Annotated in this window: 22 protein-coding genes and 1 pseudogene; 12 read left to right on the forward strand and 11 right to left on the reverse strand. The window is 70.0% G+C overall.

From position 1 onward, the window contains the following. Positions 1 to 53: 53 nt before the first annotated feature. Together ACZ404_RS20640 and ACZ404_RS20645 are read right to left on the reverse strand one after the other, a co-directional pair. Positions 54 to 1,394, reverse strand: coding sequence for a jacalin-like lectin (locus ACZ404_RS20640; RefSeq protein ID WP_468441885.1), 1,341 nt, complete (start codon positions 1,392 to 1,394; stop codon positions 54 to 56). A gap of 314 nt (positions 1,395 to 1,708) precedes the next feature. Further along, positions 1,709 to 2,581 (reverse strand): trypsin-like serine protease, encoded by an 873-nt coding sequence (locus ACZ404_RS20645; RefSeq protein ID WP_468441887.1) that lies wholly within the window; start codon positions 2,579 to 2,581, stop codon positions 1,709 to 1,711. 394 nt (positions 2,582 to 2,975) lie between these two features. On the opposite strand from ACZ404_RS20645, the gene ACZ404_RS20650 reads away from it, so the two are divergent. Next, positions 2,976 to 3,332 carry a DUF4267 domain-containing protein gene (locus ACZ404_RS20650; RefSeq protein ID WP_468441889.1) on the forward strand — a complete coding sequence of 119 codons (357 nt, stop codon included), beginning with the start codon at positions 2,976 to 2,978 and terminating at the stop codon, positions 3,330 to 3,332. A gap of 88 nt (positions 3,333 to 3,420) precedes the next feature. Continuing rightward, positions 3,421 to 3,882 (forward strand): HIT family protein, encoded by a 462-nt coding sequence (locus ACZ404_RS20655; protein ID WP_468441891.1) that lies wholly within the window; start codon positions 3,421 to 3,423, stop codon positions 3,880 to 3,882. 30 nt (positions 3,883 to 3,912) lie between these two features. On the opposite strand, the gene ACZ404_RS20660 is transcribed toward ACZ404_RS20655, so the two are convergent. Next, complete coding sequence (locus ACZ404_RS20660; protein WP_468441893.1) at positions 3,913 to 5,013, reverse strand: GlxA family transcriptional regulator; 1,101 nt, start codon at positions 5,011 to 5,013, stop codon at positions 3,913 to 3,915. Between the two features lie 138 nt (positions 5,014 to 5,151). Between ACZ404_RS20660 and ACZ404_RS20665 the strand changes: the two genes are divergently transcribed. Further along, positions 5,152 to 5,982 carry a dienelactone hydrolase family protein gene (locus ACZ404_RS20665; protein ID WP_468441895.1) on the forward strand — a complete coding sequence of 277 codons (831 nt, stop codon included), beginning with the start codon at positions 5,152 to 5,154 and terminating at the stop codon, positions 5,980 to 5,982. A 562-nt stretch (positions 5,983 to 6,544) separates the two neighbouring features. Here the strand turns inward: ACZ404_RS20665 and ACZ404_RS20670 are convergent. Then, positions 6,545 to 7,183: a hypothetical protein gene (locus tag ACZ404_RS20670; protein ID WP_468441897.1), complete on the reverse strand. Its 639-nt coding sequence runs from the start codon at positions 7,181 to 7,183 to the stop codon at positions 6,545 to 6,547. Between the two features lie 101 nt (positions 7,184 to 7,284). Here ACZ404_RS20670 and ACZ404_RS20675 point away from each other — a divergent pair, with 101 nt between their 5' ends. From ACZ404_RS20675 to ACZ404_RS20695, 5 genes and pseudogenes are all read left to right on the forward strand, one after another. After that, positions 7,285 to 7,539, forward strand: a complete 255-nt coding sequence (locus tag ACZ404_RS20675; protein WP_468441899.1) for a hypothetical protein — start codon at positions 7,285 to 7,287, stop codon at positions 7,537 to 7,539. 471 nt (positions 7,540 to 8,010) lie between these two features. After that, positions 8,011 to 8,565: a hypothetical protein gene (locus ACZ404_RS20680; protein ID WP_468441901.1), complete on the forward strand. Its 555-nt coding sequence runs from the start codon at positions 8,011 to 8,013 to the stop codon at positions 8,563 to 8,565. Between the two features lie 220 nt (positions 8,566 to 8,785). Continuing rightward, positions 8,786 to 8,917: a hypothetical protein gene (locus ACZ404_RS20685; protein ID WP_468441903.1), complete on the forward strand. Its 132-nt coding sequence runs from the start codon at positions 8,786 to 8,788 to the stop codon at positions 8,915 to 8,917. An 80-nt stretch (positions 8,918 to 8,997) separates the two neighbouring features. Further along, positions 8,998 to 9,778: pseudogene (locus tag ACZ404_RS20690) on the forward strand (SDR family NAD(P)-dependent oxidoreductase). A gap of 88 nt (positions 9,779 to 9,866) precedes the next feature. Then, the gene (locus ACZ404_RS20695; RefSeq protein ID WP_468441905.1) at positions 9,867 to 10,817 is read left to right on the forward strand and encodes an NADP-dependent oxidoreductase; all 951 of its coding nucleotides are present in this window, start codon (positions 9,867 to 9,869) and stop codon (positions 10,815 to 10,817) included. Positions 10,818 to 10,866: 49 nt separating this feature from the next. Here the strand turns inward: ACZ404_RS20695 and ACZ404_RS20700 are convergent, their stop codons facing one another. Continuing rightward, positions 10,867 to 11,529 carry a hypothetical protein gene (locus ACZ404_RS20700; protein ID WP_468441907.1) on the reverse strand — a complete coding sequence of 221 codons (663 nt, stop codon included), beginning with the start codon at positions 11,527 to 11,529 and terminating at the stop codon, positions 10,867 to 10,869. A gap of 133 nt (positions 11,530 to 11,662) precedes the next feature. After that, a complete protein-coding gene (locus ACZ404_RS20705; protein WP_468441909.1) occupies positions 11,663 to 12,262 on the reverse strand; it encodes a TetR/AcrR family transcriptional regulator in 600 nt (199 codons plus the stop codon). A gap of 97 nt (positions 12,263 to 12,359) precedes the next feature. Here ACZ404_RS20705 and ACZ404_RS20710 point away from each other — a divergent pair, with 97 nt between their 5' ends. Continuing rightward, on the forward strand, positions 12,360 to 13,208 hold the full coding sequence (locus ACZ404_RS20710) for an alpha/beta fold hydrolase (protein ID WP_468441911.1): 849 nt from the start codon (positions 12,360 to 12,362) through the stop codon (positions 13,206 to 13,208). A gap of 168 nt (positions 13,209 to 13,376) precedes the next feature. Here ACZ404_RS20710 and ACZ404_RS20715 read toward each other — a convergent pair whose 3' ends face one another. Both ACZ404_RS20715 and ACZ404_RS20720 read right to left on the reverse strand, forming a co-directional pair. After that, a complete protein-coding gene (locus ACZ404_RS20715) occupies positions 13,377 to 15,140 on the reverse strand; it encodes an MOSC domain-containing protein (protein WP_468441913.1) in 1,764 nt (587 codons plus the stop codon). 234 nt (positions 15,141 to 15,374) lie between these two features. Further along, positions 15,375 to 16,208 (reverse strand): PIG-L family deacetylase, encoded by an 834-nt coding sequence (locus ACZ404_RS20720; protein WP_468441915.1) that lies wholly within the window; start codon positions 16,206 to 16,208, stop codon positions 15,375 to 15,377. Positions 16,209 to 16,648: 440 nt separating this feature from the next. Here ACZ404_RS20720 and ACZ404_RS20725 point away from each other — a divergent pair, with 440 nt between their 5' ends. Continuing rightward, positions 16,649 to 16,819, forward strand: a complete 171-nt coding sequence (locus ACZ404_RS20725) for a hydrophobic protein (RefSeq protein WP_121790737.1) — start codon at positions 16,649 to 16,651, stop codon at positions 16,817 to 16,819. 308 nt (positions 16,820 to 17,127) lie between these two features. Here the strand turns inward: ACZ404_RS20725 and ACZ404_RS20730 are convergent, their stop codons facing one another. Further along, positions 17,128 to 18,039, reverse strand: coding sequence for a GlxA family transcriptional regulator (locus ACZ404_RS20730; protein ID WP_468441917.1), 912 nt, complete (start codon positions 18,037 to 18,039; stop codon positions 17,128 to 17,130). Between the two features lie 10 nt (positions 18,040 to 18,049). Further along, complete coding sequence (locus tag ACZ404_RS20735; protein WP_468441919.1) at positions 18,050 to 18,649, reverse strand: isochorismatase family protein; 600 nt, start codon at positions 18,647 to 18,649, stop codon at positions 18,050 to 18,052. Positions 18,650 to 18,891: 242 nt separating this feature from the next. Between ACZ404_RS20735 and ACZ404_RS20740 the strand changes: the two genes are divergently transcribed. Further along, the gene (locus ACZ404_RS20740; protein ID WP_468441920.1) at positions 18,892 to 19,350 is read left to right on the forward strand and encodes a GNAT family N-acetyltransferase; all 459 of its coding nucleotides are present in this window, start codon (positions 18,892 to 18,894) and stop codon (positions 19,348 to 19,350) included. Positions 19,351 to 19,506: 156 nt separating this feature from the next. On the opposite strand, the gene ACZ404_RS20745 is transcribed toward ACZ404_RS20740, so the two are convergent. Further along, positions 19,507 to 20,268 (reverse strand): maleylpyruvate isomerase family mycothiol-dependent enzyme, encoded by a 762-nt coding sequence (locus ACZ404_RS20745; protein ID WP_468441922.1) that lies wholly within the window; start codon positions 20,266 to 20,268, stop codon positions 19,507 to 19,509. A 99-nt stretch (positions 20,269 to 20,367) separates the two neighbouring features. On the opposite strand from ACZ404_RS20745, the gene ACZ404_RS20750 reads away from it, so the two are divergent. Further along, positions 20,368 to 20,505 (forward strand): hypothetical protein, encoded by a 138-nt coding sequence (locus ACZ404_RS20750; protein WP_468441924.1) that lies wholly within the window; start codon positions 20,368 to 20,370, stop codon positions 20,503 to 20,505. Positions 20,506 to 20,776 lie beyond the last annotated feature (271 nt).

The raw sequence follows: 20,776 nt of genomic DNA on the forward strand, positions 1-20,776 counted from the left end.
TCTTGGCCGTCCTGGGTGACATCCGTGCGCACAGGCCACGCCTGTCGGTCGGCTCAGCGCTGGGTGTAGATGAAGCCGATCTTGTCGACCGCGTCGCCGGCCCGGCCGTGGAAGCCGGCGATCTGCCAGCCGGTCGGGGCGGTGCGGGTCACACAGTCGGAGGTGGTGCTGCCGCCGGCCAGGGTGCGGCCGAGGTTCGTGGTGAACTTGGCGTAGAAGATCCGTGTGTGGTTGTTGTACTCGCCCTGGCAGAGCTGGGCGGTCGTCACGTATTCGCCGCTGCCGAGGGTGAGGGAGGAGGCGGTGCCGCCGGTGCCGCCGTGGGCGAGCGTCGTGCCGTTGGCCAGGGTGAGGCTCATCTGGTCGACGCGGGAGCCGGAGCGCAGGGCGATGGTGGTGGCGCGGGCCGCGGCGGGCACGCTGTCGATGTCGTTGTAGTAGTCGCCGTGCGGGCCGCCGAACTGGTCGCTGAGCTGGAAGGCAGTGTTTCGGGACCAGGTGAAGCCCACGGCGATCGGGTCGTGGTCGGAGAGCATCAGCCCGTCATGGGTGAGGAACTTGGCGTGCTCGTTGTCGTACGACGTCGCGTTGAGCGAGACCAGCTTGCTGCCGCGGTAGAGGACCTTGTCGACGACCTCGCACGTGTTGGGCACGGTGGCCCCGGACTGGTCGCAGACCAGGGCGTCGCTGCCCTTGGCGGGCGGGGTGCCGCCCCGGATCAGCTTCACCCAGGCGTCGGTGAGGCCGTTGGCCGCGGCGAACTCCCCGATGGTGTCGGCCGAGCGGGTGTAACGGGTGTTGGTGTCACCCATCACCACGACGGCGTTTCCGGCCGAGTGGGCGTTGATGAAGGCGGTGAGCTGGTGGAGGTTGTCGGCGCGGGAGGCCTCGTCGCCGTCGTTGGTGCCGGCGTTGGTGTGCAGGTTGTAGAAGTCGACGTAGACGCCCTCGGCGAGGCGCTCTCGCATGAAGGTGAAGCCCTTGGGGGTCAGGCAGTCGCCCGAGTCGAGCTGGCAGGAGTTCCAGCGGACCCGCTGGAAGTCGTCCTCGTCGTACGGGATTTTCGACAGGGTGTTGAGTCCGCTGCCGATGCCTGCGCCGCCGCTCGTGGGGGTGCGGTAGGCGTGCGCGGTGTCGGCGGCGTAGAGGTAGGCGTGGTAGTTGAAGTCCTCTTCCACATGGACGATGTCGTACGGCGCGATCCGCTGGCCGATGGCCGTGGTGCTGGTGTCGCGGGGCGTCGAGGCACTGGAGAGGCTCTCGGGCAGGCCGGCCACGTTGTAGCTGAGGACGCTGAAGGTGCCCGAGTCGGCGGCAGCCGCGGAGGGCGCGGCCCCGATGAGCCCGCCGACGGCGGCGGCTGCCGCCGCCAGACAGGCGAAGAGTCTGCGCATGAGGGGACGTCTCCTGGAGAGGGAAAGCGGTTGCGGTGGGAACACGCCAAAAAGTTACCGCCGGTTACCCCAGGCTTGTCGAGTGTTTGGGCACGCTTTCGAAAGCAATCGCCTGCCAGACAGGGGCGGTTCGGGGCCTCGCCGTCGAGCATTCACCGCACCGACGCATCCCGTGAGGCCCGGAACCGAATCCGGTGAAGAGTCCGCCGACGGGCGTCGCCGCAGGCGGGCCGGCGGCGCGAGCAGTCGTCCACGCCGGGCCCGGCAGCGCGGTAGGGCGCTGCCGGGTGGCGCCGTGCTGCCCGGCCGGCGTTCTACGGCAGCTTCACGAACGGTGCCAGGAAGGCGCGGGCACCCGGTGTGTCCAGGCGGTACGACACGTTCGTCGCGTAACACGGGCCGTCACCGGTGATCGTGGTGGCCGCGAGCACGTTCCGGCCGCCGATCACGGCGAAGTTGGGGCCGCCCGAGTCGCCGTAGCAGGCGCCGCCGTTGCCCTGGGGTTCGGTCATCGCCAGGCGTACCCAGGCGTCGTTGAGGGCGTTGAAGGTGACAGGCGCCTTCATCCGTACACCGCCGCCGGGGTGGGTCTGGCCGCCGGGGCCGCGTTGGGCCTCCTGGGTGCCGTATCCGGCGACGAACCAGTCGGTGGAGTTCAGCGCCTGCGGGCCGAGCGCGGCGAGCTGGTTCGCGGTGGGCAGCGTGGCCGGGGTGAAGGTCCAGCGTGCCTTGACCTTGGTCGCGGGCAGCTCGATCACCGAGATGTCGTGCGGGTCGGACGCGGGTCCTGGGTAGTCGGGATGGCTGTGGGCGGTGCCCTGGACGGCAACGGAGTCCGCCTGCGCGGCCGGACGGCCGGGGTACTGCTTCGCGGCGGCGTCGAGGGCGGCCTGTACGTCCTGGTCCAGGGACACGTAGAACTTCACGTTGTCGGGCCAGTCGGTGGTGCAGTGAGCGGCGGTCAGGAACGTGTCCGCGTCGATCATGGTTCCGGAGCACACCCAGTCGACCCGGTCGGGTGTCGTGGGGTCGCCGTCGTCGTCCCACGTCGCGATGAGCGCGCCGACCTCGGTGCGTTCGGGTGCTGGGGTCGCGTTGTACGAGTTGATGGCCGAGGACGGGAGTGCGGCGGCGAGCACGGCGGCACAGGCCGCGGCGGTGACGGCGCAAGCGCGTAGGGCAGTCAAGAGAAACCCTTCTACGGACGGAACGGGCGTTCTCCTGTGGGGGGCGAGCAGCGCCAGTGAAGCGCCTGGGGGCGACCGCGACAAGAGCACGCCGGCTCTTGCAGGGTTTTCCCTCTGTGGGCGTTGTGGGCGGCCGGCCCGCCGCGCGACGTGCTGGCCGATACGCGAACCGACGTCCCGCGATGTGCTGGCTGATACGCGCACCGACGTCCCGGACGCGGCCGTTGAGACCGACAGCAGGGCGATTCGGCGAGAGAATTCCTAGCGCCGCTAGACATCAGGGCGGCGCTACATCTAGCATCGCTAGCAGATGGAGCGGTGCTCGGCTGGAGGCCGGGACCGTCACGAGAGGGGAACATCTGCCATGCCTACAGCTGTCACCACCACTGCCACCGTGATCACCTGGGCGATCGCCGTCGGGATCATCTTCATCGGCCTCCGTCAACTGTGGGCTCCGCACGCCGCGGCAGACTTCGGTATTCCCGGCACCCGAACCGAAGACCCCGCCTTCCGCGCATGGTTGTCCGTCCTGGCCGTCCGCGACATCGGCTACGGCCTCTTCCTGCTGATCGTGCTGCTCGGCGCGGGCACGCACCTGCACGGCTGGATGATGCTGGCGGGCTCGCTCGTCACTGTGGGAGACGCGATCATCACCAAGCGTAGCGGCGGTCCCGCCAAGGCTTACTACGGGATCCACGGCAGCACCACCGCCGTCATGGCCACCGCCGGCGCCGTACTGCTGCTGTCCTGACCCGGAGAGCCGACGGCCTTCGGCGAAGGTGCCGTCCTGCCCCTTGACGACCGGGGCGGAAGACAAGCAGATGCCTCATGCTGGCGCTATGGGATGGTTCACCACGGACCCGACCTGCACCTTCTGCGGCATCGTCGCCGGCCGAGTGCGCGCCAGCCGTGTGTACGAGGACTCGCGGGTCCTGGCTTTCATGGACATCCATCCGGCCGCGCCCGGCGACCTCCTCGTCATTCCCACGGTGCATGCGGCAGGTCTGGAGGACATCGACGAGGCTCTGGCGGCCCACCTGTTCCGGGTCGTCCACCTGCTGGCCCGGGGGCTGCGGCGCTCGGGGCTGCCGTGTGAGGGAGTGAACGTGTTTCTGGCCGACGGTGAGGCAGCCGATCAGACGGTTTTTCACCTTCACGCGCACGTCTTTCCCCGTACCGCGGACGACCGGTTCCGTTTGGAGGTCAGGTGGCAGGAGCGATCCCGAGCCGATCTGGACGACGACGCCGCACGGATCAGAGCAGCCTTGGCACGGGGCGGACACCACCGCGGACCTCCATGAGGGGCACGCAGGTCGTGGAGCGTGCGGCTCTCATCGCGCCCACCTGCCTGTCTGCCCGCAGACGCCGGCGGCACGGGCGGCCTGGACGCCGTGGTGCGGGGCCGAGGTTCGTGCCGTGCGGCGGAAGGCGGCCCGGTAGGCGCTGGGGCGGTGGCCGGTGTGGCGGGCGAAGAGGGCGGCGAAGGTGCTGGGGTCCTGGTAGCCGACGGCCGCGGCGACGGCGGCGACGGTGCGGTCGGTGGTCTCCAGCAGATGACAGGCGCGGCGCACCCGGGAAGCCTGCAGATGGGCCAGCGGGCTGCGTCCGGTCTCTTCGGTGAAGCGGCGCAACAGCGTGCGGGTGCTGACCCGGAAGGCGTCGGCGAGCGCGGCGAGGTCGTAGCGCTCGGCGAGGTTCTGGTCGAGGTGCCGCATGACCCGCTGGGAGAAATCCCGGCCGGGCTGCGGGAGGAGCCGCGGGTCGACGTACGGCGTCTGGGAGGTCCGTGCGTCGTCGACGAGCGCCAACCGCGCCGTGGTGCGGGCCACCGGGGCGCCGCTGTGTCGGCGGATCAGGTCCAGCGCGAAGTCGTACATCGCGCTGAAGGCGGCCGTGGTCGTCACCCCCGTGTCGGTGACGACCAGGTGCTCGGGCCGCACGTCGGCGTCCGGGCAGCGCCTGGCCAGTTCACCGGCGTGCAGCCAGGAGGTGGTGGCCCGGCGCCGGTCGAGCAGCCCGGCCTCGGCCAGCAGGAACGCGCCGACGCAGAGGGAGACGACGGCGGTGCCGGCGGCGGCCTGCGCGCGGATCGCAGCGATCTCGGGGGCGAGCCGGGCGAGCCGCGCGTCGAGGTCCGCGTCCGGGAGCAGTTCGAAGCCGGGGACCACCAGGACGTCGACCTCGCGCAAGGGACGCACGTCCAGGCTCGCGCCGCCCGAGGCGGTGACCCGGCGGCGGGGTGAGATGAGGGACACCCGGTAGCCGGGCGCGCCCGGTCCGGCGACGTGCCCGGCCATGGTCAACAGGTCGGGGACGCCGAACACTTCGGACGCGAAACAGTCCGGGTACGCCAGGACCCCGACCCGCAGCGCACCCGGCCCGGCACCCGGACCCGCACTGTCCTCCGCCTGCCGCGCCGCCTCCGCCACCATTCCCGTACCCCTGATGTCCCCGACTCCGGATCGCCGACCGCGTTGCGGGCGCCCGCTCTTCGCCTGTGGCGAGATTACCCCGGGCCTTGGCGATCCCGCCCCTCTCCCGGTGGCCGGCTCTGGTACCAGGCTGGCCCCATGAGCGACGACGATCCGATGACCGACTTCAACCGCCGGAGCGTGGCCGTGGAGGGGGTGGAGAAGACGGTGTACGTGGCCGGGGCCGGGCCTGCGGTCGTGGTGCTGCCCGAGATGCCGGGCATCAGCCCCGACGTGCTCCGGCTCGCACGCTGGGTGCGGGATGCGGGCTTCACCGTCTTTGTGCCCTCCCTGTTCGGGACGGACGGCGCCTTCCCCACGGTCGAGGGCGGCCGGGAGGTCGTCCGCCGTGCCTGTGTCAGCGCGGAGTTCCGCGCCTTCGCCGGGGGCGGCACCAGCCCGGTGACCAACTGGCTGCGCGGATTGGCGCGCCAGGCCCACTCCGCGTGCGGTGGGCCCGGGGTGGGTGCGATCGGCCTGTGCTTCACCGGCAACTTCGCCCTCACCATGGCCCTGGAGCCGGCGGTGATCGCCCCGGTGGTGAACCACCCCTCGCTGCCGCTCGACGACCCCGGCGGACTCGAACTCGACGAGGCCGACGCGCGCGCGGTGCGCGATCGGCTCGACCGCGACGGGCTCACCGTCCTGGCCTACCGCTTCGAGGGTGATCGCTGGTGCACGGGGCAGCGCTTCGCCGCCTACCGCGCCCTGCTCGGCGGTGCCTTCGACGGGCGCGTCCTCCCGGACAGCGCCGCCAACCCGGCCCCACCGCCCTTCTTCGCCGACCTGGTCGGCACTCCGCACAGCGTCGTCACCGCCCATCTCGTCGACGAGGCCGGCCACCCCACGGTCCGGGCCCGTGACGAGATCCTCGCCTTCCTCACCGACCGCCTGCACCCGCACGCGAACCGGCCACTTGCCGCCACCTGACCGCGCCCGGTCCGCCGAACGTCCAAAGCCGCCGGCGGGCTCACCGCCTGGTCCGGGCGCCGGCGTGGGAGACGCCATGTTCACCATCGGGTGGTCCCGTTCCCGCCCTCGCCCGGGAAGGGCACAGGCCGACGTGCTGCCGGGCCCCTCCGGCGAACCGCCGAGGCGGGAGCGCTGCCTTGCGGCGGTTCGCGAGCCGCCCCTCGCGGATCAGGACCGCCTTGCCGCCCAGGGCCCAGGTCCTCGTCAACGGCGGCCGCTTCCGCAAGATCCGGGGAGGCACCGGTCAGCACGCGTCGGAGGGCCTTCGTCCGCACCGAGGCCGTCTTCGAAGAAGGCGACTCCCGCCGTGGCCATCCCCGCTTCGGCAGGTGGAACAGGGCCGGGGTGACCGGGGCACAGCGGCGGAGCGGTCCGGGCGCAGGAGGCAGCGGACCACGTCCGCTGGGCGGAAGCGCACGTACTCGATGCTCTGGTGCTCTGCTCGGTCAGGGTGAGGCGTGCGAGGGCGTACTCGGGTGGCTGCAGGGAGAGTTCCTCGCGCGCGCCGCGTCGCGCGACGTCATGCGGCAGGGTTGTCGTCGGGCCGAAGCGCCTCGACGCAGCGGTCGGGGTCGGGCCAAGTCGCCACAAGGGCGGTCAGATCCGGAAAGCGGGGACCGGAGACCATCTCCTCGCTCGCCTCGCCGTTGAGCCAGCACACTTGCTCCGGGCCGCCGTCGCCGGTGTCGAACAGGCAGCACACTCCGCCGCTGGCGGCGGCGAGGCCGGTGAACACCTCTCTGACGCCGGCCGACCGCGCGAACATGCGGCTCATCGCCGACGTCGCTGCCCAGAACTCCATTGACGCGTAGCCAGGGTGCAGCAACGACTCGAACCGGACCGTCAGGTAGACGTAACCGATTCCGACTCGCCCGTCGTGCTCCGTTCCATGACTGTGTTCCTCCACGTACTGGCGCATCGCCTCATCGATGCCGAACATGAGGGACGTGTCGAGTTCGAGAGTGCTGCTCGTGGAGCAGTCGACCGGCTCGCTCCTGAAACGGGACGTGAACGGGAGGACGAGCCGGTCACCGCCGGGCAGGGTCACCTCAAGCGGCGGCACATCACGGTGCGGTGGCGCCAGCCCGGCCAGATTGGCCAGTGCCCCTGCGACGTTCCGGGGACGCAGGTATATGTCGTAGCCGTAGGTCAGCCCCATCTTCCCCCCTCTGCCGGGCCGAAGCGCACCTTCTCACGCCCCCGCTCAGCAGATGGCTGGTCACTGCTCCGGCTCGCGGTGCTGGATACTCGATCTGTCACATGATCAGCTCGCAGTTCGGCGGTTGCCGTGCCGCGTCGACCTCAGAAGGCAGATCCAGCGTGTTCCAGGAAACCCCGATCTTCAACCGCCTTGTCGCAGAGCGCGGTGATGTGCCGGCTCAGGCTCGTGGTGAAGCCGACCGCATACGCCACGAACTGGCGCGGATCCTGCCCTCCGCCCCTTGGCCTGCCGCCCGCCCCTTGCAGCAGCAGCCTCAGCTGCCCGGTGGCAACGTCTCCGCCGGTGTCCTGTGAAGTTCCGGGCAAGGGCACGCCGGCCGGGCCATGCCGGATGGGACGTCCGTCGCCTGCAAGCGCCGGCGCCCTCCGCCACCCTGACTGGATGACCGATCCCAAACGGTGTCGGTGACTGTCACCCGGGCAGCGGAACCCGGCACGCGCGCGTCCGGTCGGCACCGAGGACGCCGCAGTGCGAGGAAGGTGAACAGTTGGGCCGGATGCCGCGCCCGGTTGCACGCGCATACGCCCCGTCACACGATCCTGACCATGTGGAAATTCACGGTGACCTCCTCCTGCCGTCGACGGGTGCGGAGAGGCGGTGTGCGTCCTGCCATATCCGCGGCTCTTGCCTGTGGCGTCCTGCTGACCGGTGCCACGGCGTGCGGTCAAGGGGCCGAGTGGGCGACCTCCGGCGGCGCACCCGGTGCTGAGTCGGCCTATCCCGGCCAGGTTGTGGGCCGGCGCCTTCCGGGTGTCGGTGACCGGATGTGGAGTCAGATACCGGCCGACACCGGGCAGGCGGTGGTCGTCTACGGTGAGCGCCGGGACTCGCCGAAAAGCCTTGCCGTGCTCTATGAGAAGCAGGGTTCTACGTGGGTGCGGACGGATAGTTGGCCCGCACACAACGGCAGACTGGGCTGGACGCAGGACCACCGCATGGACGACGGACACAGTCCCGTCGGGGTGTTCACGCTCACCGACGCGGGAGGCGCGCTCGCCGATCCCGGGAGCCGGCTGAAGTACTGGCACGACGACAATGCCTACGCGACCATGCTGCTCCCGGAGCCGGCCCATGCTCATGACTTCGACTACGTCATCGCCATTGACTACAACCGGCTCAAGGGCGTTCCGCCCTTCGACTGGAACCGCCCGGAGGGGGTGGAGAAGGGTGGCGGGATCTGGCTCCACATGGACCACGGTGACGGCACCTCGGCATGCGTCACCGTACCCGAGTCCGGCATGAAGCTCCTCCTGCGCACCCTGGACCCGACGCGGCATCCCGTCGTGGTGATGGGGGACCGCCAACAGCTCGCGTCCTGAAGCCCGCGGGGTCGCATGCGTTCGGCACGAGCCGATGCGCGTTCGGGCGACGCTAAGGGTCGGGCATGACGGGTCCTCAGAAGGTAGGACTCAAGTCCTGCACCAACGACTCCTCGCTGCCGGCCACGGGGCCCGGGACCCGCTACAACATGCGCGCCACCTACCTCTGCACCGGCGGCGTCCAGGAGTTCGAGCCGCGGGCCTGGATGAGCGGCAGGCCGTGCAGTACACGATCCCCGCCGACGTGACGATCCTGGACCTGCAGTACCGGGAGAGCGGCTACGACACCGACTTCGCCGGCTCCATCAGCAGCAGTGACGCCCTCTGCTCTACGGCAACGCGGACCAGGTGACCGCAACCCTCAACGGCACCTCCCCTGGGGACCGCGAGCAGCAGCGGCCGCATCTTCTTCACCATCCCCTGGGAGCACGGATGAACACCCCATTGCAAGGCCGCACCGCCGTGGTGACCGGTGCCAGCAAGGGCATCGGACTGGCCGTCGTCGCAGCTCTCGCACAGGCGGGGGCGACGGTCATCGCCGGATCCCGAACCTCCACCCCCGCACTGGAGGCACTGGTGGAGGGGGGCGCGGTCACCTGGGTGCCCGTCGACCTCAGCGAGCCCCCGCACGCTGAACGGCTCATCGAAGAGGCCAGGGGGCGCATCGATGTCCTGGTCAACAATGTCGGTGCCGCGCCTGCCCGGACCGGAGGGTTTCTGTCGGTGACCGACGCCGACTGGCAGCACATCCTCGATCTGAACCTGCTGAGTGCTGTCCGGGTCACCCGAGCGGCCCCTGCCGCTCATGCTCCAGGCCGGGCAGGGCTCGATCGTCACGGTCGCCTCCGTCAACGCCACCCTGCCCGACCCCATGGTGATCGACTACAGCGCAGGCAAGGCGGCCCTCGTCGCCTTCTCCAAGGCGCTGTCGAAGGAAGTCGGGCCCAAAGGCATCCGCGTCAACACTGTCAGCCCCGGACCGGTGCAGACCGACCTGTGGCTCGCGCAGGACGGAGTCGCAGCCACCGTCTCCGCCGCCGCCGACATCACCCCCGACGACGTGGTGGCGCAGGTGGCCGGCTCGACCGCCACAGGACGATTCACCACCCCCGAGGAGGTCGCCGACCTGGTCCTCTTCCTCGCCGGCGATCAGGGGCGCAACATCACCGGGAGCGACATGATCATCGATGGAGGGTTCGTCCCCACCTGGTGATCGCAACAACAGCGGCATACGCCGGGTTCTGCCGTTCCGCGCACCGCGTTGTACGGCCGTCCACGCCTCCGCACCGAAAGGAATGCTCATGGCTGAGATGAACGCGATCCGGGCGCACCGCCGCGGCGGCCCGGAGCAGCTCACCTACGAAAAGGCTCCGCGCCCGCAGCCCGGCCCCGGCGAGATCCTCGTTGCCGTGCGGTCCGCGTCCGTGACCGCCGGCGAACTGGCCTGGGATGCCACCTGGACGGACAGCTTGGACGGCTCGGGCCGCGACCGGACCCCGATCATTCCCTCGCACGAGTTCTCAGGCGTGGTGGCCGCCCGTGGGGAGGCCGTCACCAGTTGGCGGGAGGGCGACGAGGTGTACGGGCTGATCCCGTTCACCCGCAACGGCGCTGCGGCCGACTACGTCACCCTCCCTGCCGACGTCGTGGCAGCCAAGCCGCGGTCCTTGTCACACGACCAGGCTGCGGCCGTGCCGCTGGCCGCACTGACCGCCTGGCAAGCCCTGGTGGACCACGCCCATCTGATCCCCGGCCAACGCGTCCTGGTGCACGGCGGCGCCGGCGGGGTGGGATCCTTCGTCGTGCAGATCGCCGCCGCCCTCGGCGCGGATGTGGTGGCCAGCGCGGGCCCCACCGACCTCGACTTCGTGCGATCGCTGGGAGCCGGCACGGTCATCGACTACGTCCATCAGCGTTTCGAGGACGAGAGCGGGCCCGTCGACGTCGTCGTCGATCCGGTCGGAGGACCGACACTGGCCCGGTCCTGGAACGTCCTCGTACCGGGCGGCGTGCTGGTCGGCATCGCGGCACCCCCCGACCAGCAGGAGGCCGATCGTCATCACGCTCGCGGTGTCTTCTTCGTGGTGGAACCCGACCAGGCCGGGCTGCAGTCCATCACGCAGCTCATCCAAGACGGCCGTCTCACGCCGGCGGTGGACCGCGTGCTGCCACTGCACGAGGCCCGGGCCGCTTATGAGGCCCTCGAACACGAACACCGGCGCGGAAAGATCGTCCTGCGCATCAGCGACTGAACCGCGGTGACGTGGCGCCGCAGCGCCCGTCCCTGAAACATGGCGGCTCCTACCGCTCGGCGGTGCCGTCCTCGCCGTCAATCTCGTAGATCCGCCCCTGAAGCCGTTCACCGGCCCAGTCCAGCCCGACGCCCAGGTCGAACCAGTGCCGATCCTTGCGGCCTTCGGGCGATGAGAGGTTCACCGCCGCCCAGGAGAACACCCCCAGGAGGACGGAACGCCCGTGCTGCGTCGTGCGCACGGACAACGCGAACGGCGCGGCGAGTGCCGCGCGGGTGACCAACATGAGCTGCTCGTCCTCAGCATGCCGACGCCCACCCGTGAGGAACCGGGGCGTCTCAAGGATCTTGACCCACTCGACCACTGCGTCCGCCACCTGGGCGCGCAAGGATTCCTCGATGCCCCTCCGGACGGCGGTCGCGGGATCGTCGCCGAGCCAGCCAAGCCAGTGATCAGGACCAGTGAGCTTGCCGAAGTCGTCCTGGGGCACACCGTGGCGGTGATTCTCCCGGTACTCACCCGTCAGTTTCCCGCCGCTGTCCACCAACCACGCGCCGCGGATCGCCTCGGGAGGTACGTAGCCGTTCGGGTCGTCGATGTACGTCGGGTCGATCTCGGCGACGCTGCCACCGGGATTCTCAGCAGCCGCGGCCACCAGCGCCGGGTCGTTCGGTATGCCCTTACGCCGGCTTCGCGCGCCAAAACGCCCCACGTTTCCCCCCACCTTTACCGCCCAGTTGACCGCGATTGTGCCGCACCGGTCAGGACCGCGTGAGGGCGGGTGTGCGTGACGGCGAAAAACGGGCAGCCGCGCTCTTCCTCCTCACTTGCTCGCGGGCACGACTTCACTCGCCGGCCAGCGCCGCGCGTACGATCGCCGTGGCCGCTGCGCCCGCCGCGAGCACCGGCGCGGTGCTGCGCGCCGCACGGCCGAGCATGAAGGCACCCTCGAGCAGTGCGATCACTGAGCTGGCCGTCTCACGCGCGGCCGGCTGTGGGATGCCGCCCGCCGCGTAGTAGGCGGCGAGGCCGTCGATCCAGCTGTCGAAGATCTCCGAAGTGGCGAGCCGCAGCCGCTCGTTGGTGCTGGCCACCTCGAGTGCGACGGTGGCGATCGGGCAGGGGTCGGCGAAGTCGAGTTCGCTCAGGGTGTCCGCCGCGGCGGTGAAGAAGTCGCCGGTGGCGGCGGCTCTGTCCTCGTGCGGATCCAGGAACTCGGCGACAAGGCCGAGATAGACGGCTCCCGAAGTGCGGATCACCTCCTCGCCCAGCTCGGCCTTGCCCCCTGGGAAGAAGTGGTAGATCGACCCGAACGGCGCGTCGGCGGCCTCGGCGATCTGCTTCATGCCCGTCCCGGTGTAACCCTTTCGCCGGAACAACTCGGTGCCGGCGGTGACGATGCGCTGCTTGGTGTCTCGTGGCGTGGTGTCCTTGCTGTCGCTCACAGGCGGAGCCTCCGGGTGGCGGCCGTTGTAGGTGGCCGCCTATTCTCTCATTAGAACGATCTATCAAGAACCATGCCACCGAGCCGGAGGCGACGCCATGCCCGAGATCGAGCTGAGCGCAGGGACGATCGACTACGAGGACACGGGCGGCGACGGCCCCGTCGTGGTCCTGGTCCACGGCCTCGGCTTCGACGAATCGGTCTGGCACGCGGTCGCCTCCGACCTACGGCCCGACTTCCGTGTGCTGATCCCTGTCCTGCCGATCGGCAGCCACCGGCGTCCGATGCGGCCGGACGCCGACCTGTCCGCCCACGGCATCGCGGCACTCCTGGCCGAGTTCATGGACCGCCTGGACCTCCACGAGGTCACCCTCGTACAGAACGACACCGGAACGGCTCAACTCCTCATCGGCGTACGAGACGATCGCATCGCCCGGCTCGTTCTCACCTCCTGCGAGGCGCTGGACAACTACCCACCGGGCATTCAGGGCAGAACGCTCCACCGAGCCAGCAGGATCCCCGGCGGCCTCTTTCTCCTTCTCCAGTCCTTCCGCTTTCCGCCCCTGGCGCGTATGCAGACGTCGCTCGGCGGAATGGCGAAGAAGCGGCTCCCGAAAGAGCTGATCACCCGCTGGTACGGTCCGCTGCTGGGCAGCCGCGACATCCGGCGCGACTTCGCCAAGTTCTGCCGCAGCGCGGACCCGGACTGCTATCTGAAGGCTGCTGCGAACCTGCCTTCCTTCACGCGCCCCGCACTGGTCGCCTGGGGCGCCGAGGACCGCATGATGCCGCACGCCACGGGGCGCCGCCTGGCGGAACTGCTGCCGAACGCGCGCTACGTGGAGATACCCGACGCCCGCACCCTTGTCCCCTTCGACAACCCGGCCGGCCTCACCGCGGAAATCCGCCGCTTCGTCGAACAACACCCGCTGCCGGGGGAGAGCTGAGCGAGGCCGTCGCGAGCCGAGCCGCGTCGGATGCCGTACCGGGGGTGGAAACCTGTGGCGAACGGACGCGGGTCCTGCCCACATGCTCGACGTCTCAACACGCCGGCGCAGGCGCCTCGTTGTCTCCCCGTCGCTGCTGGGGGACTCGCTGGTGGTGCTGTAATCCGGCTACAGGTCGAGGACCACTTCGCCGGTGGGCTGGCTGCAGCAGACGAGGATGGTGCCGGGCTCGGGGAGTTCGAGGGGCGGGACGGTGTAGGAGGTGTCACCTGCCACAAGGGGGGTGACGCAGGTGTGGCAGACGCCGGTGCGGCACGACCAGCGGGTCGGAATGTCGCAGGCTTCGGCGAGATCGAGGAGCGAATCGTAGGCGGGTGACCATGGAATGGTGATGCCGCTGCGGACGAAGGTGATGAGGGGACCGGCGCCTGGGGGGCCGGGGGGCCGATGGGGCTGGACCGAGGCACTGGGGGCGACGCCGGGGTTGAGGGCGGGCAGGGAACTGAACTGTTCCGTGCGGATCTGCTCGGGTCGCAGACCGTGATGGCGCAGATAGCCGCCGACGTCGTCCATGAAGGCGGGCGGTCCGCAGAGGTAGGCGTCGGCGTCCGTGGGAATGCCCAGGGTGGCGAGTGATCGAGCGGTCGGGCGCCCCTGGGTGATGTGGCGCTCGTCGAGGTGTGGGCCGGCTCCCGCGGTGTAGTAGATGTGCTCGTGGGCGTGGGGGAGTTGTGCCAGGAGTGCGTGGGCCTCCTCGGCGAAGGCGTGGTGTGCGCGGTCATGGGCGGTGTGGATCCACCAGACGGCGCGTGGATCTCGTGCGGCGGCGAGTTGGTGGAGCATGGCCAGTACGGGGGTGGCGCCGATCCCTGCGGAGATGAGGAGAATCGGGCGGGTCCCCGCCTGCAGTACGAAGGTTCCGCGGGGGCTGGCGACGTCCACCAGGTCCCCCGGGCGCAGCATGGCATGGAGGTAGCTGCTGACTTTCCCATGGGGCTCGTGCTTAACGCTGATGCGGTACGTGTCTGCGGTGGGCGCGGAGGACATGGAGTAGCTGCGCACGGCGGGTGCGGTGTCGCCGACGGGGAGGCGGAGGGAGAGGTACTGGCCCGGGCGAGCTTCGGGCAGGGATGCGCCATCGGCGGTGGCGAGGTAGATCGAGGAGACGGTGGGGGTCTCGGGGACGATGCGGGCGACGCGCATGGTCTTGAAGCCGGGCCACCCCGGCGCTTCCCCGGGCTGCAGGGTGCCGGCGCGTTCCCCTGGCCGTCCCGGTTCCTGTTTGGGCGGCTGAGCGGCGGCGAGTTCCCGGAAGGATTGCTGCCATCCAGGGCTGAGGGCGGGGATGTTCAACGCTTTGCGCAGCTGGGCTGGGTCGCGATGGGGGAGGTAGAGCAGGGCGTCGGTGTCGGCGACGCTGAGTTCCTCGGGTCCCTTGCGGGTGAGGGTGATCTCGTCGCCGGCCTGGACATGTCCCTCGGTGATCACGCGCAGGTAGAAGCCCGGCCGGTGGTGGGCGACCAGCAGGGAAGCCATCGTGGGTTCGCCCAGGCGCATGCCGACGCGGTAGCAGGTCACGCGCGGCTGGGTGACTTCGAATTCCGCTTCGCCGATGCGGTAGCGGTCGCCGATGCACACTTCGTCATCGGGCAGGCCGTCGACGGTGAAGTTCTCGCCGAAGATTCCGAAGGTCAGGTCGTCACGACCGAGCTGTTGCTGCCAGTACTGGTAGGACTGCAGCTGGTAGACGAGGACGGCTCGGATCTCGCCGCCGTGCCCAGCCAGGTCTCCTTGGCCGTCCCCGTCGATGTTCAGCCGTCGCACCATCCGGGGACCGCTGACGGGGGCCTTCCAGGCTCCGGTGTGGACGGTTCTTCCCTGCCAGGTGATGTCTTTGGGCGTTCCTACGTTGACGGACAGCAGCGTCGCCATTGCGGACCTCCTGCGGGACGGTCGGCCGGGGCAGCCCCTCATGGCGCTGATCTGCGCACTCGGGGCCGATACTAGTTCGGTCGCCCCTGCCGCCGCGATTCCGCCATTCCGTGTCGCGCAGCTGACGCCTCCCGGTCCCGCGCGCTCGGCGCAGATCGGAGTCGCTCTCACCGACGCCGAGCCCGGCTCACGAGCGCCTCACTCGAGCCGGCTGGGAACCGGGAGGCGGGCGGATCAGCGCAGTCCGGCGAACAGGTCGTTCTCCGGCACGGGCGCGCCGGTGGTGTCCTGGACACGTACGAAGGTCTCGACGCCCATCAACTCGGTGAACCTCTTCTGGCCCATCTTGAGGAAGAAGATGTTCTCACCCTGGCTGGCGTGCGCGGCCAGCGCGTCGAACTTCTGACCGCCGAACGCGGTGGTGTCCACCCAGGTGGTGATCTCCTCGTCGGGGAGTCCGATCTCGGCCATCGCGGCGGCCTCGTCGGGGTCCGGCTCCTGCCAGTCCGCACCGAACTCGCGCATGACCTCCCCGAACCGCTGCATCATCGAGCGGGGCGCGGTCGTCCAGTACACCTTCGGTGTCTGCGAGGTCATGGCCAGTGCCGCCATCGTGATGCGGTTTGCCTGGATGTGGTCGGGATGGCCGTAGAAGCCGTTCTCGTCGTAGGTGACCACCACATCGGGTTGGTAGCGGCGCAAGAGTTCCGCGAGCCGGGCAGCGCCCTCCTCCACGGGTGTCTGCCAGAAGGACCCGGGGGCGTCGTTGGTCGGCCAACCCATCATCCCGGAGTCGGCGTAGTCCAGGGTTTCCAGATGGCCGACCTTCAGGATGTCGCAGCTCGCCTCGAGCTCTTGACGCCGCATCAGGGCGACGGCTGCCGGATCGTGCCCGGGATCGCCCGGCTTGACGCCCCCAGGTCCGTCACCGCAGCCGCCGTCGGTGCACGTCACGAGGACCGTGCGGATGCCCTCCGCCGCGTACCGTGCGAGGACGCCGCCCGTGCCAGTGGCCTCGTCGTCGGGGTGGGCGTGCACGGCCATGAGCGTCAGGGGCCGGTCAGTCATGAAACTCCTCCAGTGTGAAAAGGCCTCGGTCCGTGTCTGCGGCAGGTGCGAGGGTTCGCCCCGGTAAGAGGGTGACCGGCGTACAGCGGACCCGAGGGCGGCGGATCGCGTCGGGGCGAACGATCTCATGGTCTCTCTCTGTTCCCCGCCCACGCGGCGCCGGTCCCTCGGCTGGTGCAACAGCGCTTCTCGGACGGCTGTTCCCGCAGCGCACGGAAACGGTTCGATGTCTGGCACGCGCGCCCTGGTCCCGGCACTCGCACCATGACATCACCTTGAGCGATGCACGCTGCATGGCTGCCGTACATGAGGTGCGCAACGGAGGGAAGCCGCGCATGGTGCGCGGCGCGTATATGCCCCTCACCGCGTGAAAGTAACTCATGTTTTGTGTGCTTGTAGGGCCGAAGTAAGGGCATCCGGTGGCCAGGAGGTTGATAACTATGGTTCCCCTGCTTCTGGTTCTTCTGCTGGCTCTGATCCTCTTCGGCGCGGGATTCGCCCTGAAGGCGCTGTGGTGGATCGCGGTGATCGTGCTCATCGTGTGGCTGCTGGGCTTCGTCGTCCGCTCCGCGGACGGCGCAGGCCGCAAGGGGCGCTGGTACCGCTGGTAGACGCAAGGCGGCTGGTGCGAGCAGCGCGCCACGCGAACCGGCGATGAGGTGGGCCCGGCCGACACGGCCGGGCCCACCCGTGTGTAAGGCGCCGCCTCCAAGACAGTTGGGAGGGATCGGGCTTATCGGACGCACCGCAGGGTACGTGAGTCATGCACCGGCCCCGCAGACCCAGCAGTGGAACCCTGCTCCTCCTGTCTACGGGGCCGCTGCGTACCTCATGGCCGGACGCTGCACGGGAGCACACCTCAGGCTCGGCGGATCAGCGCGCCCGGGACGGCGACCGTTTCGGCGTGCGCTGCTGCTGGTCAGTGCTCGCGTGCTCGCAGGCGGCGCAGCATGCGGGTGTCGGCGAAGCCGACCGCGCGGGCGGCGGCATCGACGGTGGCGCCGTGGCTGATGAGGTGCTGCGCGCGTTCGAGACGGAGGGTTTGCTGGTAGCGCAGCGGGGTGAGGCCGCCGGTGGCGCGGGTGAAGAGGCGGGTGAGGGTCCGTTCGCTCACCCCCACGGCCGTGGCCAGTGCGGACAGGGGCAATGGCTGGTCGAAGCGTGCGTCGAGCAGGTCCTGGGCGTGGTGCACGGTGTCGTCGAGATGGGATCGGTACCGGAGCATCGCGCTGGCCTGCGGTTCGTGGCCGTTGCGCCGCGCGTAGACGACCATGTCCCGAGCCACCTGGGCGGCGACGGCGGGGCCGTGCCGGGTGGCGATCAGGTGCAGGGCAAGGTCGATGCCGCTGGCGATGCCGGCCGAGGTGACCACCCGGTCGTCGGCGGTGTACAGGACGTCGCGGACGACGGTCGCCTCGGGGTAGCGGCGCGCCAGCTCGTCCTGCACGTCGTGGTGGGTGGTGCAGCGGCGTCCGTCGAGCAGTCCGGCGCGGCCGAGCGCCTCGGCTCCGGCGCAGACGCTCGCAACGGTTCCGCCCCTGGCGTGGTGGTCCCTAAGAGACTGCAGTGAGGCCCTGCCGATGGCGGGACCGTCGGCCAGGGTGAGCGTTCGCCAGCCGGGCACCACGATCAGATCCTCGGGGCCGAGCTCGGGCCAGTCGAGCCGGGCCACCAGCGGCAGGCCCTGAGCGGTGCAGACCTGCGGCTGCTCGGCGATGTAGCTGAGTGTGTAGGGGTGCCCGAAGTCGGCGGACGTGGAAAAGACCTGCGCGGGGCCTGCCAGGTCCAGCAGATGGACTCCGGGCACCAGGAGGAAGGCGATGTGGTTCACGATCCGGTCATCATGCCCGAGTCCTCGCCACGGCCTCCAGTTGCCCGACAGTGGTGATGGTGGCGAAGCGTCCGGCAAGGGCGTACTCGGTGCGCGTGATGATCTCCTCGGCGGTCAGAGTGCGGGGGTCCGCGAGCAGTTCGGCGACGCTCTGGTCGGCGGGAGCGTCGGGGTGCGGGATCGGGTTGGTCGCGGTGGCGTCGATGACGAAGGTGACCGCGTAGCCCAGGTCGCTCGCGACGCGGGTGGTGGTCTCGACGCACTGCTCGGTTCGGATGCCGCAGACAGTGAGCTCGCGGATGCCGCGCTCCGTGAGGAGTTGCTGCAGGTTGGTGGTGGTGAACGCGTTGTGCGACGTCTTGTGGACCAGCGGTTCCCCCTCCTTGCGCTGCAACTCCTCCATCAGCCGCACATGGCCGAGGGCGGGGTCGAAGACATCGCCGCTGCCAGGCTCGGAATGCAGCACCCACACCACCAGGTCCCCGGCCTGGCGGGCGAGCCGGACCAGTCGGTCCACCTGGTCGGCGATCTTCGGGTCGGAGATGGTCTGCCACAGCGGGCGGGCGCGGAAGGATTCCTGGACGTCGATGACGATCAATGCTCGGGTCATGTCCCCCACCCTGACCGGCGGCACGGCAGTGGCGACAGGCCTCATCGGGTCCGGCTACGGACCGATCCGGTCACACCTGGAGCCCTGCCCGATCGCCACCGCACCTCCCTCTGCCCTCACCTCCGGCGGCATCCCACCGCATGCCTCCGTGCGGCACACGGTCGTGACCGAGCAGACCCCGACCTCAGTGATCCCCTCCGTGATCACCCGCGCGGGCACGTCGCCGACAAGGTCCCGACGCAGTGCGGGGGCGCGAAGTGCCGCCGTGGGAACCTGACCAGCCGGCCGACTTCTTCACCCCTGAGGGCCAGACGGAGCGGATCGACCGCCTGTTGGCCGGACACCGGGCCGGCACGGTATGGCCGGGCGTGGTACTCGCCGACGACCAGGTGATCGGACAGGTCACCGTCGGAGGCATCCTGCCGCAGCCGCACCTGCGCCGCGGCTCCGTCGGATACTGGATCGCCGGCGCCGCCCAGAATCAAGGGCACGCCGGGCACGCCGTCGGGCTCGTACTCGGGGTGATGCGGGACGAATTCGGCTTGCACCGCGCCGAGGCGTCGACCAACTTGGAGAATCTGCCGTCGCAGCGGGTGCTGCGCCGCAACGGGTTCAGTCCGTATGGCGTCGCGCACTCCTCGATCTTCCTCGATGGGGACTGGCGGGACGCGCTGCTGTGGGAGCGGATCCTCGGCGACTGACTGATCGTTTCCGAGCGCAGTGCTGCGGGAGGCGCGGAGGCGCTCGTGTCCGAGCTGTACGAGGCCGTAGTGGCCGTCCCGCGCGCGGCGACGGAGCTGTTCGGGACGTTCACCGGCGCGGACGTCATCAAGGCCGCCGCCGGCGGTATGGACTGCCTACTCCTCGGGCTCCCAGGCGATCAGCCGCTCGAACACCTGCTGGTCGCCCTCGATCTTCAGATCGCTCGGCGTGAGGCGGCCCCAGACGAAGAGGAGCAGCTGCTCGGCCGTGCCCGTGGCCGAAGCGGAGGCGGGCGCGGCGTCGTCCGTGAGGGGTGCGGGCCAGGCGCCGGTGCCGTCCAACGTGAGGCGCCAGGAGCGGCCCTCGGTGGCGTGGTAGTGGAGGGTGGCGGCCTCGTGCGGCCAGGCCGCCGGGGTGGAGTTGCAGGTATCGAGAAACTCGGCCACACCGTCGATCGCGACATCCACCGGCATCGGCTGCACGGCGCCTGCGGCGAGCTGGGCGTCGTAGGTGTGCACCAGCACCTCGTGCACCCGGCGCCGGGCAACGCCCCAGGCATTCGCCGGCGACACGCCGGCGCCCCACCACGCCCAGCACTCGCGCTCCGGGCCGGCTTCGCGCAGCGCACTCAAGAGCAGCTCGTTCGACTCGGCGTACCAGGCCAGCAGCGCCTCGAGCTCGCGCGGCACCTCCGCGGCATCCTTGGCCGGCGGAGCCTCGGCCGGCCCCGCGGCGACGATCGCGGCCCACCAGCGCTGGCCCGTACCCAAGTGGTGCACCAGATCGAACAACGTCCACTCGGGGCAGGACGGCACCGGCGCGTCAAGGCTGGGCGCGGCGGCAACCGCACTCCGGAACACTGCCGACCGCTCGTCGATCAATTGCAGCAGGGTGGAAAACTCAAGACTCTCTGTCACATCGCCTCCCTATCACCCCAGCTCAGCCGACCGCACCCCATTTTCCAGGCCGTCAGCTGCGCGAGTTGGAGCAGCCAAGAGCTGCGGCACGAGATCGGCGTGGTGGGGGCCGAGTCCGGCGACCGGGTGGCGATCGCCGCGCTGACCCGCTCCGACCGGCTCGCCCGCCAGGCACCGGACATCGACCTCGCCATCGGCGTCGCCACTCGGCAGGCCTTCGAGGCGCTGCGCCGCTGACGGCCACGCTCCTGTGTCGCCGATCCTGAGCCGAGAGGAGGACCGCTTGCCTGCGGCCACGACGGTCCGTGGCCACGGCGGAGCAGGCACCGCCGGCCGGTCGCCCGCCACCGCCACGACGCCACCACCAAAACGCGGCTCAGCACACCAGCCGCTGCTGGAGTACCTGGCGCCGTGTCCGTCACCGCCCCTCGCACCCGTATGTCCGTGGACGGCTCAGGGTTCGCCCATGACCCGCCGGGGACTGGTTGGACTTGAGTGAGTGATACAC

It is taken from the genome of Streptomyces sp. NPDC030798, from assembly GCF_055572275.1.

What these genes read in the sequence shown, in the direction of transcription:
- ACZ404_RS20665 (WP_468441895.1), top strand. Translation starts at nt 5,152, where the DNA reads ATGAGCGACGACGATCCGATGACCGACTTCAACCGCCGGAGCGTGGCC.
- ACZ404_RS20710 (WP_468441911.1), top strand. Translation starts at nt 12,360, where the DNA reads ATGCCCGAGATCGAGCTGAGCGCAGGGACGATCGACTACGAGGACACG.
- ACZ404_RS20640 (WP_468441885.1), bottom strand. Translation starts at nt 1,394, where the DNA reads ATGCGCAGACTCTTCGCCTGTCTGGCGGCGGCAGCCGCCGCCGTCGGC.
- ACZ404_RS20680 (WP_468441901.1), top strand. Translation starts at nt 8,011, where the DNA reads ATGTGGAGTCAGATACCGGCCGACACCGGGCAGGCGGTGGTCGTCTAC.
- ACZ404_RS20725 (WP_121790737.1), top strand. Translation starts at nt 16,649, where the DNA reads ATGGTTCCCCTGCTTCTGGTTCTTCTGCTGGCTCTGATCCTCTTCGGC.
- ACZ404_RS20670 (WP_468441897.1), bottom strand. Translation starts at nt 7,183, where the DNA reads ATGGGGCTGACCTACGGCTACGACATATACCTGCGTCCCCGGAACGTC.
- ACZ404_RS20715 (WP_468441913.1), bottom strand. Translation starts at nt 15,140, where the DNA reads ATGGCGACGCTGCTGTCCGTCAACGTAGGAACGCCCAAAGACATCACC.
- ACZ404_RS20655 (WP_468441891.1), top strand. Translation starts at nt 3,421, where the DNA reads ATGGGATGGTTCACCACGGACCCGACCTGCACCTTCTGCGGCATCGTC.
- ACZ404_RS20720 (WP_468441915.1), bottom strand. Translation starts at nt 16,208, where the DNA reads ATGACTGACCGGCCCCTGACGCTCATGGCCGTGCACGCCCACCCCGAC.
- ACZ404_RS20660 (WP_468441893.1), bottom strand. Translation starts at nt 5,013, where the DNA reads ATGGTGGCGGAGGCGGCGCGGCAGGCGGAGGACAGTGCGGGTCCGGGT.
- ACZ404_RS20735 (WP_468441919.1), bottom strand. Translation starts at nt 18,649, where the DNA reads ATGACCCGAGCATTGATCGTCATCGACGTCCAGGAATCCTTCCGCGCC.
- ACZ404_RS20695 (WP_468441905.1), top strand. Translation starts at nt 9,867, where the DNA reads ATGGCTGAGATGAACGCGATCCGGGCGCACCGCCGCGGCGGCCCGGAG.
- ACZ404_RS20675 (WP_468441899.1), top strand. Translation starts at nt 7,285, where the DNA reads ATGATCAGCTCGCAGTTCGGCGGTTGCCGTGCCGCGTCGACCTCAGAA.